The organism is Pseudoalteromonas sp. RWi3 (assembly GCF_054960735.1).
The window spans coordinates 57,257-73,544 of record NZ_JBHNYL010000008.1 but is presented as its reverse complement, the minus strand read 5'-3'; the positions used below and the strand labels follow the sequence as shown (position 1 = coordinate 73,544).

Below are 16,288 nucleotides of genomic sequence, written 5' to 3'. Positions count from 1 at the left end.
CCTATAAAGTACCAAATTTACCGGTTTGATAATCTCGAACGGCTTGTTGCAACTCAGCTTCGGTCGTCATAACAAACGGTCCCATGTGTGCAATTGGTTGGTTAAGCGGCTCACCCGCAAGCAGTAATACACCCGCGCCCTTGCTTGAGCTAAAAGCAATAGCACTTTTTAGTTGTAAAATAAGCAAGCTACCAGCTTTAACCGTTCCCGCTTGCTCCGTATCAATTTCGCCTGTATGAACATAAATCATCACTTTTGATTGAGCTAAAGGCGGATGTGTAAACTGAGTATTTGCAGGTAGTGTTACATCAGCCAACATGCCATTCGCCGCTAAACCTTGTAAGCTTGAAATTTGCTGATCATCAGCAAACTGCCAACTACCAGCTAATGCAGTTAACTTAACACCTTGCTCATCTTGCTTCACGGGCGCTGGCGAGGTTGTTGTGTCTTGATATTTTGGCGCCCTTAACTTGTCTGCGCTTGGCATATTGAGCCAAATTTGAAAGCCATGCATACCTTCTTTTGCATCTGCCAGTGGCATTTCACTGTGAATTACCCCAAAGCCTGTACTCATCCACTGTACATCTCCCGCACGAATGGCTTTTTTATTTCCCATTTGATCCTGATGTTCAAAACCACCTTTAATGATATAGGTGAAAGTTTCAATCCCGCGGTGCGGATGGGCAGGAAATCCGCCCATAAAGTCATTTTGATCGTTTGACTTTAGCTCATCAATCATTAAAAAAGGGTCTAGGTGCTTGCCATCAAAGCCAGGAATACGACTAATGTTGACTCCATCACCATCGCTGGTAGCGTAACTTGATAGGGTATTTAATATTTGCATGATTGCTCTTATATGCTTAACTTAAGTTAATCTTAGTCATATCAACTCAAAACAACCATTGCATAAATTAGTATCAATCATTCGCTTAAACAGAATGATTATTAACCTTATATTTTATATGGTTATTTTTTAGTTTTTTAGATACAATTTTGCCCCAAATGAAAATAATAAAGAGTATCATTATTTTATCTTTATCATTAAAAACTCGTCTTTATCGCTTATTCATTTTATTAAGCTTACCTGGCATTGTGGCTATTTTATTTAGCCTTTGGTATGCAAAAGAGAATGTACTCAAAGAAAGTCGTATGCAAGCACTTGCTATTGCCCAGCAGCTTACTGCACAGCAAGCAGGCTTATTAAATGAAGTAAAAAATTTTACTGTTCAACTTGCAAGCTTGGATGATTTTTCAGCCCCGCTAAAAGAGGGGTGCCCAGCCTATTTAAAAAAAATAAGTGCGCTCAACCTGGAAATAGCCAATATTGGGATTATTGATTTAACAGGAGAACCACGCTGTTTATTAAGCGGTATGAACAAGAACATCAATATTAGTGATCGTCAATATTTTAAAAACGCCCTTGCTACGAAAGATTTTGCGATCGGTTTTTTTCAAAAAGATCGAAGTTTAGATACCCTCACAGTTAATTTTGCATACCCACTGCTTGATGAAAATCAGACTCCCTATGGCGTAGTAGTGAGTGTTATTACTTTAGATTGGTGGAGCAAAAAACTAGCAAGCTTTCACCTTCCTCAAGGCACACTTGCGATTATTACCGACAGCCACAACCGAGTTTTAGCAAATTTCCCTTATGATGCACAAAGGTTTGGTAATAACATCAACGAATACGGTTTCAGTGATGCAACATCAGGCTTTAACAATATTGTTGATTTTAACGGTGTTAATCACGTACTCCATAAACAACAAATGTACAAAGATGAAGTAAATAACACGCTCAATGCCTATATTGCTATCCCTTTTGATAAAGACATTGAAAATGCAAACCAGCTTTTTATTAATGCCCTAATCACGTTCATTATTATTATTTCGATAATGTGTGTGTTTGCTCACTTACGATTAAAAAAAGCAATACTTACTCCATTAAAACAACTAACTTGCGCCATTCAAGAGCTTGCCAAAGGATATTTACCAAAACAATTTAGCCTAAAAAGCCCTGAGCTCAACTCTCTATACAAACACTTTGAAGAGATGGCGCAAACACGCTTAGCCGCTGAAGCACATGTAAAACGCCAGCATAGCGAGTTAAGTAGCTTACTCAGTGCATTACCTGATACTTATATCCGTATTAATATTCATGGTGATGTGCTTAATTTAGGGGGGCAAGTTTCACGCTTAAATAAACCTGTGTATGCCAATTCCAAACTACATTTACGCGATTTACTCGACGAAGAGAAAAGCAAACAATTACTACAAAACTTACCTACAGGCAAAGAGACAGCGCAATTTGAATTACAAGACTCAGGTGAGAATCCAAAGCACGTTTACGAGGTAAGAATTAGCGCTAAACCTAATAGCAACGAATACACCTTAGTATTACAAGACATCACGCTTAGAAAACGTGCAGAAAAAGACTCTCACCTTGCCTCTTTAGTCTATGCCAATAGTAGTGAAGGCATGGTGATCACCGATCCGAACGCCATTATTTTGGATGTTAATCCCGCTTTTTGTGAGGTCACTCAATACCGCAAAGATGAAGTACTAGGTAAACCCATTGCTATTCTAAACTCAGGAAAGCACAAAAAGTCTTTTTACAAACAAATGTGGCAGATGATTGAGCAATCGGGTCGCTGGCAAGGTGAAATACAAAATAGGCGTAAAGATGGTGAGCTTTTTACCGAATGGCTGACTATCGATACTGTTTATGATGAACACGCTAAGCCTCACCGCCGCGTGGCAATTTTTACCGATATCACAGAAAAAAAAGCCGCCGATGAATTAATATGGCACCAAACACACTTTGATCATTTAACTAATTTGCCTAATAGAGTTGAGTTAAAAGACCGATTAAATCAACGATTGAGTAAAAATTACAGTAAAGATTCGCCGCTGGTTATCATGTTACTGGATCTTGATCACTTTAAAGATATTAACGATACTCTAGGCCATTTTTATGGTGACGAATTACTTAAAATGATTGCGCACAGGCTAATGGAAACAAATCAAGATATTGATTTTATGGCCCGAATTGGTGGTGACGAATTTGTTATCGTGCACACAAAAATTATAAGTGAAGATCACATTAAAAAAGTGGCAAAAGATCTACTTCAAGCTATGTCGCAACCATTTCTGCTCGAAGAAGAAGAAATCTTTATTGCAGCGAGTATAGGTATTGCGATTGCCCCCACAGATGGCGACTCATGTGAGCAACTACTCAAGGCCGCAGATCAGGCCATGTTCCAAGCCAAACAAAATGGTCGCAATTGCTACGAGTTCTTTAGTTTAAAACTGCGTGAACAAGCACAGCATAGAATGGAATTACTAAAAAGCATGCGCTACGGTATTGAGCAGCATGAATTTGAGCTTTATTATCAGCCAATTGTCGATCTTAGTTCAGAAAAAATCCATAAAGCTGAAGGATTAATGCGCTGGCAACACCCAGTTCAAGGCCTTATTAGCCCTGCCCAATTTATTCCACTCGCTGAGGAGTCAAGATACATCAATCCACTTGGTCAGTTCGCATTTATCAAGGCACTGCAAACACTGCAAACTCTTCGCAGCATTGATAACAGCTTTCAATTGAGTGTTAATGTATCCCCCGTACAGTTCAGTTGTTTAGACAGTGGTTTAGATAGGTGGCCACAGCTGCTGCACGAAGCCAACTTACCGCTCAATGCTATCGTTGCAGAAATCACAGAAGGCCTGATGATTTCAAAAGAACCTCTAACACAGCAGCGACTTAAATCATTAGAGCGGTCAGGCATGGAATTAGCGCTCGATGATTTTGGCACGGGTTACTCTTCTCTTGCTTATTTGCAGCAAATGGATGCAGATTATTTAAAAATAGACAAATGTTTTGTTGATGACATAAAAGAAGGGAATCAACAGCTCGCTCTATGTAAGGCCATTATCAATATGGCTCATCAGTTTAATTTAAAAGTAATTGCAGAAGGAATTGAGACTCGCGAGCAACACCACTTATTGCTGCAACTAGGCTGTGACTATGGACAAGGCTACTTGTTTTCAAAACCATTACCTGAGAAAGAACTCATTGCATTAGTGAATAAACAACACAATTAATCATTAGCCGCAGCAAAAATGCTGCGGCTAGGTTATAAAATCTTAATCACCTGCATCCGTATTACGGGCGTGCTGTTTCTTTTGACATTTTGTCAGGGTATCGGCCACATAAGCGCCCCTTTCTCCCAACTCACTTTCGTCACCTTTAGTGCTATCGCATAATGTTTGCTGCTCAATACTGGCATTAAAAGCCGCACCAAAAATAATGATAAATGCACTTAAATATAGCCACATCAGCATGATAACAACACCGCCTAGTGAACCATACGTTTCGTTATATGAGGCAAATTGAGCAACATAGAATGAAAACCCGACAGACGCAATAATCCACAATCCAGTCGCAAGCAATGAACCAGGTGTAACCCAGCGCCACTTAGCTTCACGGCGATGAGGTGCATAACGGTATAAACACGCCAATGCAACATTAAATATCACTGCTAAAAATGGCCATGATATTAGCTGTATTACAAGATCCACTCCTTGAGTAAGCCCAACCAAATTTAAAACAACAGGTAAAATACCGATGATCAATAAGGCGATCACTGCAACCATAATTGCGCCAACAGAAAACACAAACCTAATTAGTAAAGCAATTAAAAACTGACGCTTATTTTGCTCATGATATGTAATATTGCACGCAGTTATAAGCGCTTGAGAGCCTTTACTGCTACTCCATAAAGCCAAGATTAATGTGCTGATCGCGCTAAAACTCAAAGTTGCTTGCGACTTTTCGCTCACAGCGGTTACTTGCTGCAAAATAATGTCGCGTGTGCTTGGCGGTATCAAGGTAATAAACTGACTTAAATGAGCCGTAATTTCAGCCGGTGATGAAAAATAAGCATACACAGAAACTAACGCTGCAATAGCTGGAAAAATGGCTAACAATGCATAGAATGCAACGCCTGCAGCCACGAATGTCAGATTATCTTTCGATGAACTTTTAAATACACGTTTTATGATACTCCACCAGCCACGTACAGGTATTTCACTAGGTGAACTCGCCCCATAACCGTATTTATGTTTCGCCATGATTTACCCTCTACACCCTGCAACTAGTATTACTCGCTTGTTGTATTTTATGGATACATTGCAAACAAACTTGCTAATAAACTTTCATATAAGTACAGCAATATACTTGCCAAGTAATACTGGCCTTTAAATTGCAGTTCTATCGCTTAATAATAACCTTAGAAAGTATAGGAAACAGCAGGTGCATAATTTTTATATTGTTTTAAATCAAATTATTACAACCGCATCTAAAGATGTTTCTACATCATCGACAGTGTATTCATGGCAATCCACTGTCGCTGTTATCCAAAGTCAAATAGTGCAGTTTTTACACGCCGCTGGGCAAATGCTACCCGCTATTTTATTGGGTATTTTTGCTGTCACTTGTTGTTATTTTATTGCCCGTCCTTTGTCTTATGTACTTCTAAAACCTTTAGGATATGTTAGTGAAAGTCGCTTACTTCACTTGGTAGTAAGGCGCTTTATAAGTACGCTTATCATTTTATTTGGCTTGTATATTTTTCTTCGCTTAGCGGGGTTAACCGAATTTGCTGTTGCTGTAATGAGTGGCACAGGACTGCTTGGTTTAATACTCGGATTCGCCTTTAAAGACATTGCTGAAAACTTTATCTCTAGCTTACTACTGAGTGTGCAACGACCATTTAGAATAGATGATGTCATTGAAGTGAATGGTCATTTAGGTGTTGTTAAAAAGGTCACTGCACGCGCAACAACCCTGGTCGATTTTGACGGCAACCATATTCAAATACCCAATGCCACTGTATACAAAAACACGATTAAAAACCTAACTGCAAACCCCAAAATGCGTGGTAGTTTCACGTTAGGTATTGGCTACGATAACAATATAAAACAAGCACAACAGTTAGCACTAACAGTTATTAGCAATCAAAAAGCCGTATTAAACGACCCCATACCACAAGTACTCATCAACGATTTAGGCTCGGCAACGCTTAATTTTACCATCTACTTTTGGGTTAACAGTGAAGAACACAGTGTATTAAAAGTCGCCTCGCAATTAATGCGTGAGTTAGTAAATGAGTTTACTGAACACGGCATTAGCATGCCAGATGATGCCCGGGAACGTGTATTACTCAATAGCCAAGGTGAAGATATATACCCAGCTAAAAGCGAGTCTGGTCAAACGGAAAATGCCCCTTCATCGGCAAAAATACCGCACACTTCACAGGTTACTGCATCAAGTGTTGATGATGTCAGCAGTGACACCGGCGAAATACGAGAACAAGCAGAAAAATCTCGCGATCCAGAGCAAGGTAGTAATATCATTTAATTTCAAACACAAAAAAGCCCGCAGCGTTAACTGCGGGCTTTTTATTGAATGAGTGAGTCAGCCTATAAGCCGGGTTCTGTTCTTTCCGAAGAAAGCGATAATCATTCGTCTAGGCCATAAATCGCTCTATGGCTCAAGCAACCTACCCGGTTCTCACGTGGGCCACGCGTTCATTATTTAAAATGATAGAACCCTATTTGGTCTTGCTCCGAGTGGAGTTTACCTTGCAACCGACTATTACTAGCGGCCCGGTGCGCTCTTACCGCACCCTTTCACCCTTACCAACCGAAGTTGGCGGTCTCCTCTCTGCTGCACTTGTCGTGGGCTCACGCCCCCCAGCTGTTAGCTGGCACTCTGCCCTGTGGAGCCCGGACTTTCCTCCCCCTGCGCATTTTCGTTGCAGGCAGCGATTATCTTGGCTGACTCGGCGCGCAGTATACCTGAGCTTGTAACTCTGTGCAGTAAAGAATTAACCTTTTTCGTCAATAATTGTTTTGTATAAAGCGTTTTTCTTCATTCCAAAGTAGTCAGCCACAATACCGCAGGCTTTTTTCATTGGCATTTCACTTTCAAGTAGCGCAAGCATTTTACGTGCTTCGGGTGGAATGTCGTCAACTAGCTTTGGTTTGCCTGGCAGCATCAATACTATCTCACCACGTTGCTTGGTTGGGTCGTCGGTTAAAAACTGTTTTAGCTCAGTAACGGATCCATTAAAAAAGGTTTCAAAGGTTTTGGTAAGTTCTTTAGCAAATACCACCTGTTGCTCGCTGCCAAGGGCGCTCTCTAAATCATCGAGGCTGGCCATAATACGGTGCGTACTTTCATACATAATACTGGTAATGCCTGAATTAACCGCTTCGATGAAAAAGTCTTGGCGGGCTTTACTTTTCGCGGGAGTAAAACCAATGAACTGAAAACGATCAGTGGGAAGTCCTGAGCAGCACACCGCCGTAATTGCAGCACACGCACCGGGCACAGGTGTGACATGCGCGCCTTGTTCACGGCATAAATTAACCACCGCATAACCTGGGTCACTAATTAAAGGCGTACCAGCGTCTGAAACTAATGCAATATTTAACCCTTGATTTAGCTGGTCAATAATTTGCTGCGCTTTTTGTTTTTCATTATGGTCGTGCAAAGCAAAGGTTTTAGCTTTAATACCAAAGTGACTGAGCAACTTGCCAGTGTGGCGTGTATCTTCAGCAGCGATTAAGTCAACTTGAGATAGTGTCGCAATTGCGCGCTGACTTAAGTCGTCAAAATTGCCAATTGGGGTAGCAACGATGTAAAGAGTGCCGATTTTATCTGAATTCTCCTCATTTAACATTGAGGTCTCCTGCGTCAGTCAGTAATATAAGCAAATCGCGTTAACGTATTGGGAAATCATTGTGCGACTTAAACTTGTTAGTCTATTAATCATATTGTCAGGGTTATCGGCCTGTAGTACAACCGAAAAACCGACTAAAACCAGTGAAAACCTTAGTTCAGCGAATAGTTCTGCACAAATTCAAGCAACTGATGCACGCTCAATGTACCAACTTGCCTTAAATCGCCAAGGTGCAGATAAAATTCAGCTACTTTATAGCGCACGCGATGCTGCAATTACAGAGCAGCGCTGGCCATTATTAGAACAAATATGCACTGACCTTGAACAAACCCCCAGCGTTGATCAAATTCAAAACAAGCTTTACATCGCATTTGCGCAAAAACAACAAGGCAAAAACAGCTTAGCGCTCGAAATGCTAGCTACTTTAAATAATCAGCTTACTCAAGCTGAGCACTTTGCGTGGCACCAATATTTAACGGGCAGTGTGTATACATCGCAAGAGTTACCTAAAAAAGCCGTGCCTTATTTTTTTAAAGCATCTGAAACAGCTAGCAAAAGTAATTTAACTATTCCAGGCTTAAACCAAGCATTATGGCAAAACTTACAGCAACTATCTTCTTATGCTTTAGAGCGCTTCAATCGTGGTTCGGTCGTTCAACAAGGCTGGGTTAATTTAGCGTTATACCACCAAGTATATTCGGGGGCTCCGGTTGAGCTAGACCAAGCAATCAACAACTGGCAAAGACGTTATCCTGGGCACCCTGCCTCAGCCGTTTTACCAGAAAAAGACGCTGATCTGCTAGCAGCTGAGCCGATAAATATAAAACGTTTAGTGGTATTACTGCCCCAGTCAGGTGCAAATGAGCGATTAGGTGATGCACTAAAAGCCGGCATCCTAGGTGCACTCGATAATAGTGAAATAAATGAAACCACTTTTATTGATGAAATGCTAAGCACACCAGAAATTAACGCCAAATTAGATGAAATACAGCCCAACTTTGTAATTGGCCCCTTGCTTAAAACAAATATAGATAAACTGACAAACGAGCAATCGTTGAAAAGCTATCCTACGTTGCATTTAAATGCGATTGAAGGCGAGCGAACCTCAGCTCAACATTACTTTTTTGCACTCAACCCAGAGCATGAAGTACAACAAGCGTTAGAACACTTTTTAGCGCAGGGCTACCAAAAGCCTATGCTCCTAGCACCGGATAACAGTGCAGGCCAACGCTTGGTTGATTACTTTAATGTTCAATGGCAGCGCTACAGCGAAACCCAACCACAAGTGGGTCTTTATAAAGACAAAAAAGACATGCCAAATACGATCAAAGGCTTGCTCGAAGTCGCTGAGTCTAACGAGCGTATAAAAGGTGTGAAAGCATTATTTAAAACAGAAGTAGAAAGCGAAACGCGTTCGCGCAGAGATATCGATGTAATTTATATCTTAGGTGATGCGACTGAAACACGCTTAATAAAACCCTATTTAGATGTGAACGTGAGTACCTTTGCCGATCGTATTCCTCTTTATGCAAGCTCTAAAAGTCATAGTAAGCAAATAGATAGAACTGACAAAGGTGACCTTGATGGTCTATATTTCACTGAGTTACCTTGGATGCTAAGTGGTCAAATTGCAAATCAGACACTGCGTCAACAATATAACTCACTGTGGCCTGAGCAAGTAGATATTAGCCAGCGTTTATTCGCGATGGCGTACGATTCAGTCGCCTTGCTTGATGATCTAAACCAGCTGAGAGTGTTTCCTGGAAAACAGTATGCAGGTTTAACCGGCCAATTGAGTATTACCAGTGACGGCCAAATTAATCGCCAATTAAATTGGGCGCAATATAAAGATAAGCAAATAAAGCCTGTAAAACTTAAAACACAAGCCCCCGTGCCTTTGTTTATGCAAGTTGCAAGTGGTGAATAATTTGCTAAAACCAACAAGGATGTTGTCATGTCGTGGTTTAAGCAGTTGTGGCAAAATAGCCGAGAAAAAGGTCAATACTACGAGCTAGAAGCTCAAAAATATTTACAACAGCAAGGGTTAATTCCCATAGAGCGCAATTATAACTGCCCCTATGGTGAACTAGATGTGATAATGCGTGACGGAGACACGCTGGTATTTATTGAAGTTAAATTTCGTAGTAGTAACGCAAAAGGCGGCGCTATTCATGCGTTAGGAAAACAAAAGCAGCAGCGCCTAAAGCGCACTATTTATCATTATTTAGCGGCCAAAAAGCTAATAAATCAGCCGCTTAGAATCGACTTTGTCGCAATAACTGGCGACACATCGCAACAACTTAATTGGATAAAAAACGTATTCTAATATGCAAGATACTATAAAAGAAATTTTTAAAGAAAGCATTCAAGTACAAATTGCGGCAGGTGAAGTACTACCGAGCGCATTGGAATCCGCTGCATTTACAATTGCACAAAGCCTTATCAATGGTAATAAGTTGATTTGTTGTGGCACTGCAAGTTGCCATATGCTGGCACAGCATATGGCCGGCGTACTAATCAACTTTTATGAAACTGAACGCCCGTGCTTGCCTGCAATTGCGCTCTCGCAGGAGCAAATTAACTTAGGCCAAAACAACCAAAGTGAAGACCACGAGACATTCGCACGTCAAATTAGAGCATTTGCACACCAAGGTGATTTATTGTTGGTGTTAGCAAGCAACGGCAACGAAAAAAATATAATTTCTGCCGTCGAAGCTGCACTTACCAAAGATATGAAGGTCATAGTTATGGTAGGCGATGACGGAGGTGAACTAGTCGGATTATTAGGCGCTAATGACGTAGAAATACGCGTTCCCTCAAAACGTCCAAGCCGTATTATTGAATCTCACTTAGTGAATTTACATTGTTTAAGTGAGCTTATCGATTTAACCCTATTTCCTCAGGATGAAAGTTAATGCTCAAGCAGTCTCTTATTATTATTAGTACCGTTTTATTGTTACAAGGTTGTGCCGCCGCTGTTGTTGTGGGTACCGCAGGCGCCGTGACGGCTGCAAATGATCGCCGTACCATAGGCTCACAGATTGACGACAGTAACATTGAAATTAAAAGTGGTATTGCCATCAACGACGTACAGCGTTTAAAAGATCATGCAAACCTTAACGCCATTAGTGTTAACGGAATTGTATTGCTGATTGGCCAAGTGGCTACGCAAGAAATGAAAAACGAAGCCATGCAAGCGATTGAGAAAATTCAAGGTATTCGTAAAATTCATAACCAAATCAGAATTGGATCTAATATTAGTATTAGTACAAAAACGCATGATTCGTGGTTAACATCAAAAGTTAAAACTCAGTTACTAACTGCTGAAAATATCAGTAGTAATAATATTAAAGTGGTAACAGAAAACAGCGAAGTATTTTTAATGGGCTTAGTCACAGATGCAGAAGCAAATGCTGCAGTGAGTATCGCTCGAAATGTATCTGGCGTAGAGCGCGTTATCAAAGTTTTTGAATATTTATAAATTAATTTAAAGCCACAAGTAACTCGTTACTTGTGGCTTTTTAGCTTTAGCCAAGTGACTTAATCTTATTGATTATATCAACATTAGCGGCTGGAAAGTTGTATTCATCTAGTTTGTCTATTGCAACCCACGCACTTTTTTGGCCTTCAGCGCCATGAGCATCGCCACTAAAATCTGTTACTAAATGCACATCTAACTTTACACATTTATCACCATAGTCATGCTCTATGACCATTAGTTCGCTTGAGCTGTTTATGGTAAGCGCAACCTCTTCGTGTAACTCGCGTTTAAGCGCGTCAAACACGCTTTCGCCACTTTCAACCTTACCACCTGGAAATTCCCATAAACCGCCTTGATGTTTGTCATCTGGTCGTTTACAGATGAATAATGTATTGTTCGCTTTAATCACACCAACAGCTACATGGACAATTTTTTTGGTCATTAGACACCCTTTTTCTTTAATTATAAAAACCTATTGGCGTTAAGCTTGCTGACACACAAACACCCTAAAACACTTGCACAAAGAGAAGTGAATGAGAACAAAATGAGGTAAAGCCAAATAAACCTAGCGCCTAGTTACTTCCCTAGCACCTAGAGCCTTACCCCTTGCACCTTATAAGCGCAGCGCCTCTTAACCTCTTTTTAAACAAATCACTTAAAAACGCGATATAAAATCGCTGCTACAAAACACTTCCGCGGCGGCAAGCCACTCGCCTACAAAACAATTTTTACCACCGAGGGCACCGAGGCGCTTCGCTGCACAGAGAAGAGAAAAACAAGTAAAATCACTGTTGTTTCCTCTGTGAACTCTGTGCTCTCTGTGGTGAACTTCTACTTTTTTTCGTTTTAAAACGCGATATAAAATCGCTGCTACAAAACACTTTCGCGGTGGCAAGTCGCTCGCCTACAAGTGAAATATTAACCTCAAAATTAAATATTAACACCCGTAGGCGTTAAGCTTGCTGACGCAAAAACAGCTTAATAGCTGCACCGATAAGAAAGAATTATGCCTAAGCTCCTAGTCACTTCACTAGCTCCTAGCCCCTAAAACTTTCTCCTTAATTAAAAAACAAAAAAGCGACGCATGCGTCGCTTTTTCAAAGTTTAAACTGGGGTTACTTTAATTTACCACAACACTGTTTAAACTTTTGGCCAGAACCACATGGGCATGGCTCGTTACGGCCTACTTTAGGCTCCGTACGGGCTGATACAGTCGCACCTGCTGGAGTTTCACCACCAACGTGCTCAGCTTCTTCATGCTGGTACTGACGAGGTGCATTTTCGCTGCGACGATGCTGCTCTTCAACTTTTTCAACGTCTTCTTCTGCACGTACTTGAACCTTACTTAAGATGCCTACAACATCAACTTTAAGGTTTTCAAGCATTTCAGAGAACAACTCAAATGACTCACGCTTATATTCTTGCTTTGGATTCTTTTGCGCATAACCACGTAAATGAATACCTTGGCGTAAGTGATCCATCGCAGCTAAGTGATCTTTCCAATGCTGATCCAAGCTTTGTAGCATAATTGCTTTTTCAAACTGGCGTAACACAGACTCACCAACTTGCTGCTCTTTTTCTTTATAAGCATTAGTAACTGCTTCTTCTATACGATCACGTAACTTTTCTTCGTACAGCTTGCTGTCGTCGGCTAACCACTGCGAAATTGGCAGTTCCAATAAGAAGTCTTGTTTTAAGCGTTCTTCAAGACCCGGGATATCCCACATTTCAGCCAAGCTTTGCGGCGCAATATACTGGTCAATCATACCGTTAAGTACATCACCACGAATTACCGTAATTGTCTCAGAAATATCGCCTTCAACAAGTAATTCGTTACGCTGTGCGTAAACAACACGACGTTGATCGTTTGCTACATCATCATATTCAAGTAATTGCTTACGAACATCAAAGTTACGTGCTTCTACTTTACGCTGTGCGTTTTCGATAGCACGGTTTACCCATGGATGTTCAATGGCTTCACCACGTTGCATACCTAGTTTACGCATCATGTTAGTCATGCGCTCACCAGCAAAAATACGCATTAGTGCATCATCCATCGAAAGGTAGAAACGGCTTGAACCAGCATCACCTTGACGACCCGAACGACCACGTAGCTGGTTATCAATACGACGCGACTCATGACGTTCCGTACCAATAATATGTAAACCACCGGCTGCAATTACAGCATCATGACGAATTTGCCATGCAGCTTTGATTTCAGCTATTTTCTCATCCGTTGGGTTATCAAGTTTTTCAACTTCGCTGTTCCAGTTACCACCTAACACGATATCCGTACCACGGCCTGCCATGTTGGTAGCAATGGTTACTGTACCAGGTAAACCAGCATCAGAGACAATATCCGCTTCTTGAGCATGGAATTTTGCATTCAATACGTTGTGCTTGATTTTTTCTTTACGTAAAAACTGCGATAAATACTCAGAACTTTCAATCGAGATAGTACCGACCAATACAGGCTGTCCGCGCTCTTGGCAATCTTTGATATCTACTAAAATGGCTTCGTATTTTTCATCTTGTGTTAAATACACTAAATCAGCACGATCATCGCGGATCATCGGCTTATTTGTTGGCATTACAACGGTATCTAAGCCATAGATTGACTGAAACTCAAATGCTTCAGTGTCTGCAGTACCAGTCATGCCGGCAAGGGTATCGTAAATACGGAAATAGTTTTGGAAGGTAATTGAAGCCAGTGTTTGGTTTTCGTTTTGAATTTTTACACCTTCTTTTGCTTCAACAGCTTGGTGTAAACCTTCAGACCAACGACGCCCTTCCATTGTACGGCCTGTGTGCTCATCAACAATGATTACTTCGTTTTCTTTAACAACGTAATCAATGTCTTTTTGATAGAGCTTATGGGCACGTAACGCAGCATAAATGTGGCTAAGTAACGTAATGCTACCTGCTGAATAAAGCGAATCGCCCTCTTCAATTAAGCCGCGCTCTGTAAGTAATTCTTCAACTTTAATTTGACCACGTTCAGTTAAATGAACTTGTTTGGCTTTTTCATCAATGGTGAAATCGCCATCGCCTTCAACACCTTCTTCGTCTTCTTTTTCTTGTAGTTCAAGTAAAGGAACGATGGTGTTAATTTCAGTGTAAAGCTGCGAGCTATCTTCAGCAGGACCTGAAATAATAAGCGGTGTACGTGCTTCATCGATTAAGATTGAATCCACTTCATCCACAACAGCAAAGTAAAGCGGGCGCTGTACGCGTTCATCAATACTGAACGCCATATTATCGCGCAAGTAATCAAAACCAAATTCGTTATTTGTACCGTACGTAATGTCTGCTGCGTACGCTTGTTTTTTCTGTTGTGGCATCATGCCTGGCACATTACAACCCACTGTTAAGCCTAAAAACTCAAACAATGGACGGTTAGTCTCAGCATCACGCTTGGCAAGGTAGTCGTTCACCGTAATAACGTGAACACCCTTACCTGTTAAACCACGAAGGTAAGCGGGTAAACTTGCTGTAAGGGTTTTACCCTCACCAGTACGCATTTCTGCGATGCGGCCTTGGTGTAAAACCATGCCACCTAAAAGCTGAACGTCAAAGTGACGCATGCCATTAACACGTTTTGACGCCTCACGTACGACAGCAAATGCCTCAGGCAAAATGTCATCAAGACTTTGCCCGTTATCGTAACGCTCTCTAAATTCTGCTGTTTTGGCTTTTAAATCTTCGTCTGAAAGCGCTTCTAGTTGCGTTTCAAGCGCGTTGATTAGCGCGACCGTCTTTCTTAAATTTTTAATAGTGCGGTCATTGCGACTACCAAAAATCTTGGTAAATAAATTAGATATCATGATAAAACCGTTACAATGTATTCTTTGTTAGCTGAACATCAACTAACCCATTTTATGCACCCATGTGATGGGGATGTTATTACTAATTAATATACTGCTCGTAAAAAGAACATATTAATTAATAATTTTGGTAAACGCTGTAAATTTCAGCGTTTATCTCGTGCGCCACTATACCAGACTCTGCGATACAACGAACTATCAGTTGATAAAGTTAGCCATTTTTAAGAGAAAAAATTCAAAAATGCCGTAAAGATAACTTTAACCCGATAAACGAGCCTGCAATTACTAGAGTGATATGGAGATGCGTGAATAAAAAATCAAGAGGGGTGTGGGAACTTAGGTTCTAGGTTCTAGGTTCTAGGTTCTAGGTTCTTCAATACTGCTGCAAACTGAATATACTTGGCACAGCGTTTATTTTTTACCATGCTTGGCTAGGCGCTCTAACTTCTCACGTAGTGACGGCGGCGCATTTTGTGCAATTGCATTGAGGTAATCAGCCGTTTGCTCACTCATAGCCAGTTTTTTTGCTGTGGTATTATTTGCAGGCTTTGCGGCATTATTTTGAGTTAATCGTTGGCTTGATTGCGGGTTAGCGGTAATTTTAATTTGCCCAAGCTCAGCCATCCCTGCACCACGAAAATGTGACAGCATATCCATTTTCAAATAATTTAAACGAAGTGCAATTGGCGCAGATACAGCCTCAATCATTAATGTACCGTCTCGATAATTGCTCACTCTGCACTTATCAGCCAAATTAGGGCTTAAAAACTCAGTTAAAAGTGCTTGCTGTTTATCGAGCGCTTGGCTTTTCCCCGCATAATTAGACAAGCGGCCACTGAGACCAGCCATAATATCGTTCAACGGTTTTGGCGCGTATTTATCTTTAGCCATCACAACACCAATAAAAAAGTTAAGGGCTAGATTTTAATTCAATACAGCGCTTATTACCACCAAGTAAACATTAACACCCGTAAGCGTTAAGCTTGCTGACGCACAAACACCGATAAAAAGCTAAAACGCGGTGGCAAGCCACTCGCCTACAATTAAATATTATCACCCGTAGGCGTTAAGCTTGCTGACGCAACAAGCACCATTCAAAACTTATAAAACGCGGTGGCAAGCCACTCGCCTACAATTAAATATTAACACCCGTAGGCGTTAAGCTTGCTGACTCAATAAGCACCATTTAAAACTTATAAAACGCGGTGGCAAGCCACTCGCCTACAATTAAATATTATCAC

The 16,288-nt window shown here is 40.9% G+C and carries 12 protein-coding genes and 1 other RNA gene; 6 read left to right on the top strand and 7 right to left on the bottom strand.

What is annotated here, in order from left to right:
- Window position 1: 1 nt before the first annotated feature.
- Window positions 2–844: a pirin family protein gene (locus ACFI4Z_RS11935; protein ID WP_462670783.1), complete on the bottom strand. Its 843-nt coding sequence runs from the start codon at window positions 842–844 to the stop codon at window positions 2–4.
- A 158-nt stretch (window positions 845–1,002) separates the two neighbouring features.
- Between ACFI4Z_RS11935 and ACFI4Z_RS11930 the strand changes: the two genes are divergently transcribed.
- Complete coding sequence (locus ACFI4Z_RS11930) at window positions 1,003–4,098, top strand: bifunctional diguanylate cyclase/phosphodiesterase (RefSeq protein WP_462670782.1); 3,096 nt, start codon at window positions 1,003–1,005, stop codon at window positions 4,096–4,098.
- A 42-nt stretch (window positions 4,099–4,140) separates the two neighbouring features.
- Here ACFI4Z_RS11930 and ACFI4Z_RS11925 read toward each other — a convergent pair whose 3' ends face one another.
- A complete protein-coding gene (locus ACFI4Z_RS11925; RefSeq protein WP_462670781.1) occupies window positions 4,141–5,127 on the bottom strand; it encodes a YihY/virulence factor BrkB family protein in 987 nt (328 codons plus the stop codon).
- A gap of 253 nt (window positions 5,128–5,380) precedes the next feature.
- Here ACFI4Z_RS11925 and ACFI4Z_RS11920 point away from each other — a divergent pair, with 253 nt between their 5' ends.
- Entirely contained in the window at window positions 5,381–6,415 is a 1,035-nt protein-coding gene (locus ACFI4Z_RS11920; protein ID WP_462670864.1) for a mechanosensitive ion channel family protein, read from the top strand.
- Between the two features lie 49 nt (window positions 6,416–6,464).
- Here ACFI4Z_RS11920 and rnpB read toward each other — a convergent pair.
- Both rnpB and rsmI read right to left on the bottom strand, forming a co-directional pair.
- Window positions 6,465–6,842, bottom strand: an RNA gene (gene rnpB / locus ACFI4Z_RS11915) — RNase P RNA component class A.
- A gap of 42 nt (window positions 6,843–6,884) precedes the next feature.
- Complete coding sequence (rsmI, locus tag ACFI4Z_RS11910; RefSeq protein ID WP_462670780.1) at window positions 6,885–7,742, bottom strand: 16S rRNA (cytidine(1402)-2'-O)-methyltransferase; 858 nt, start codon at window positions 7,740–7,742, stop codon at window positions 6,885–6,887.
- A 61-nt stretch (window positions 7,743–7,803) separates the two neighbouring features.
- Here rsmI and ACFI4Z_RS11905 point away from each other — a divergent pair, with 61 nt between their 5' ends.
- From ACFI4Z_RS11905 to dolP, 4 genes are read left to right on the top strand one after another with little or no spacing between them, the layout of a single operon-like run.
- Window positions 7,804–9,669 carry a penicillin-binding protein activator gene (locus ACFI4Z_RS11905; protein WP_462670779.1) on the top strand — a complete coding sequence of 622 codons (1,866 nt, stop codon included), beginning with the start codon at window positions 7,804–7,806 and terminating at the stop codon, window positions 9,667–9,669.
- Window positions 9,670–9,696: 27 nt separating this feature from the next.
- On the top strand, window positions 9,697–10,068 hold the full coding sequence (locus ACFI4Z_RS11900; protein WP_462670778.1) for a YraN family protein: 372 nt from the start codon (window positions 9,697–9,699) through the stop codon (window positions 10,066–10,068).
- Window position 10,069: 1 nt separating this feature from the next.
- On the top strand, window positions 10,070–10,657 hold the full coding sequence (locus tag ACFI4Z_RS11895) for an SIS domain-containing protein (protein WP_394193794.1): 588 nt from the start codon (window positions 10,070–10,072) through the stop codon (window positions 10,655–10,657).
- Window positions 10,657–11,223, top strand: a complete 567-nt coding sequence (gene dolP / locus ACFI4Z_RS11890; protein ID WP_462670777.1) for a division/outer membrane stress-associated lipid-binding lipoprotein — start codon at window positions 10,657–10,659, stop codon at window positions 11,221–11,223. The genes ACFI4Z_RS11895 and dolP overlap by 1 nt, the downstream gene beginning before the upstream one ends.
- Window positions 11,224–11,269: 46 nt before the next feature.
- Here the strand turns inward: dolP and mutT are convergent, their stop codons facing one another.
- The 3 genes from mutT to ACFI4Z_RS11875 all read right to left on the bottom strand — a co-directional run bounded on the left by mutT (window position 11,270) and on the right by ACFI4Z_RS11875 (window position 15,938).
- Window positions 11,270–11,665, bottom strand: a complete 396-nt coding sequence (gene mutT, locus ACFI4Z_RS11885) for an 8-oxo-dGTP diphosphatase MutT (protein ID WP_462670776.1) — start codon at window positions 11,663–11,665, stop codon at window positions 11,270–11,272.
- A 673-nt stretch (window positions 11,666–12,338) separates the two neighbouring features.
- The gene (gene secA / locus ACFI4Z_RS11880; protein WP_462670775.1) at window positions 12,339–15,047 is read right to left on the bottom strand and encodes a preprotein translocase subunit SecA; all 2,709 of its coding nucleotides are present in this window, start codon (window positions 15,045–15,047) and stop codon (window positions 12,339–12,341) included.
- Window positions 15,048–15,458: 411 nt separating this feature from the next.
- A complete protein-coding gene (locus ACFI4Z_RS11875) occupies window positions 15,459–15,938 on the bottom strand; it encodes a DUF721 domain-containing protein (RefSeq protein ID WP_462670774.1) in 480 nt (159 codons plus the stop codon).
- Window positions 15,939–16,288: the final 350 nt, after the last annotated feature.

What these genes read in the sequence shown, in the direction of transcription:
- ACFI4Z_RS11935 (WP_462670783.1), bottom strand. Translation starts at nt 844, where the DNA reads ATGCAAATATTAAATACCCTATCAAGTTACGCTACCAGCGATGGTGAT.
- ACFI4Z_RS11930 (WP_462670782.1), top strand. Translation starts at nt 1,003, where the DNA reads ATGAAAATAATAAAGAGTATCATTATTTTATCTTTATCATTAAAAACT.
- ACFI4Z_RS11925 (WP_462670781.1), bottom strand. Translation starts at nt 5,127, where the DNA reads ATGGCGAAACATAAATACGGTTATGGGGCGAGTTCACCTAGTGAAATA.
- rsmI (WP_462670780.1), bottom strand. Translation starts at nt 7,742, where the DNA reads ATGTTAAATGAGGAGAATTCAGATAAAATCGGCACTCTTTACATCGTT.
- ACFI4Z_RS11900 (WP_462670778.1), top strand. Translation starts at nt 9,697, where the DNA reads ATGTCGTGGTTTAAGCAGTTGTGGCAAAATAGCCGAGAAAAAGGTCAA.
- ACFI4Z_RS11895 (WP_394193794.1), top strand. Translation starts at nt 10,070, where the DNA reads ATGCAAGATACTATAAAAGAAATTTTTAAAGAAAGCATTCAAGTACAA.
- dolP (WP_462670777.1), top strand. Translation starts at nt 10,657, where the DNA reads ATGCTCAAGCAGTCTCTTATTATTATTAGTACCGTTTTATTGTTACAA.
- mutT (WP_462670776.1), bottom strand. Translation starts at nt 11,665, where the DNA reads ATGACCAAAAAAATTGTCCATGTAGCTGTTGGTGTGATTAAAGCGAAC.
- secA (WP_462670775.1), bottom strand. Translation starts at nt 15,047, where the DNA reads ATGATATCTAATTTATTTACCAAGATTTTTGGTAGTCGCAATGACCGC.
- ACFI4Z_RS11875 (WP_462670774.1), bottom strand. Translation starts at nt 15,938, where the DNA reads ATGGCTAAAGATAAATACGCGCCAAAACCGTTGAACGATATTATGGCT.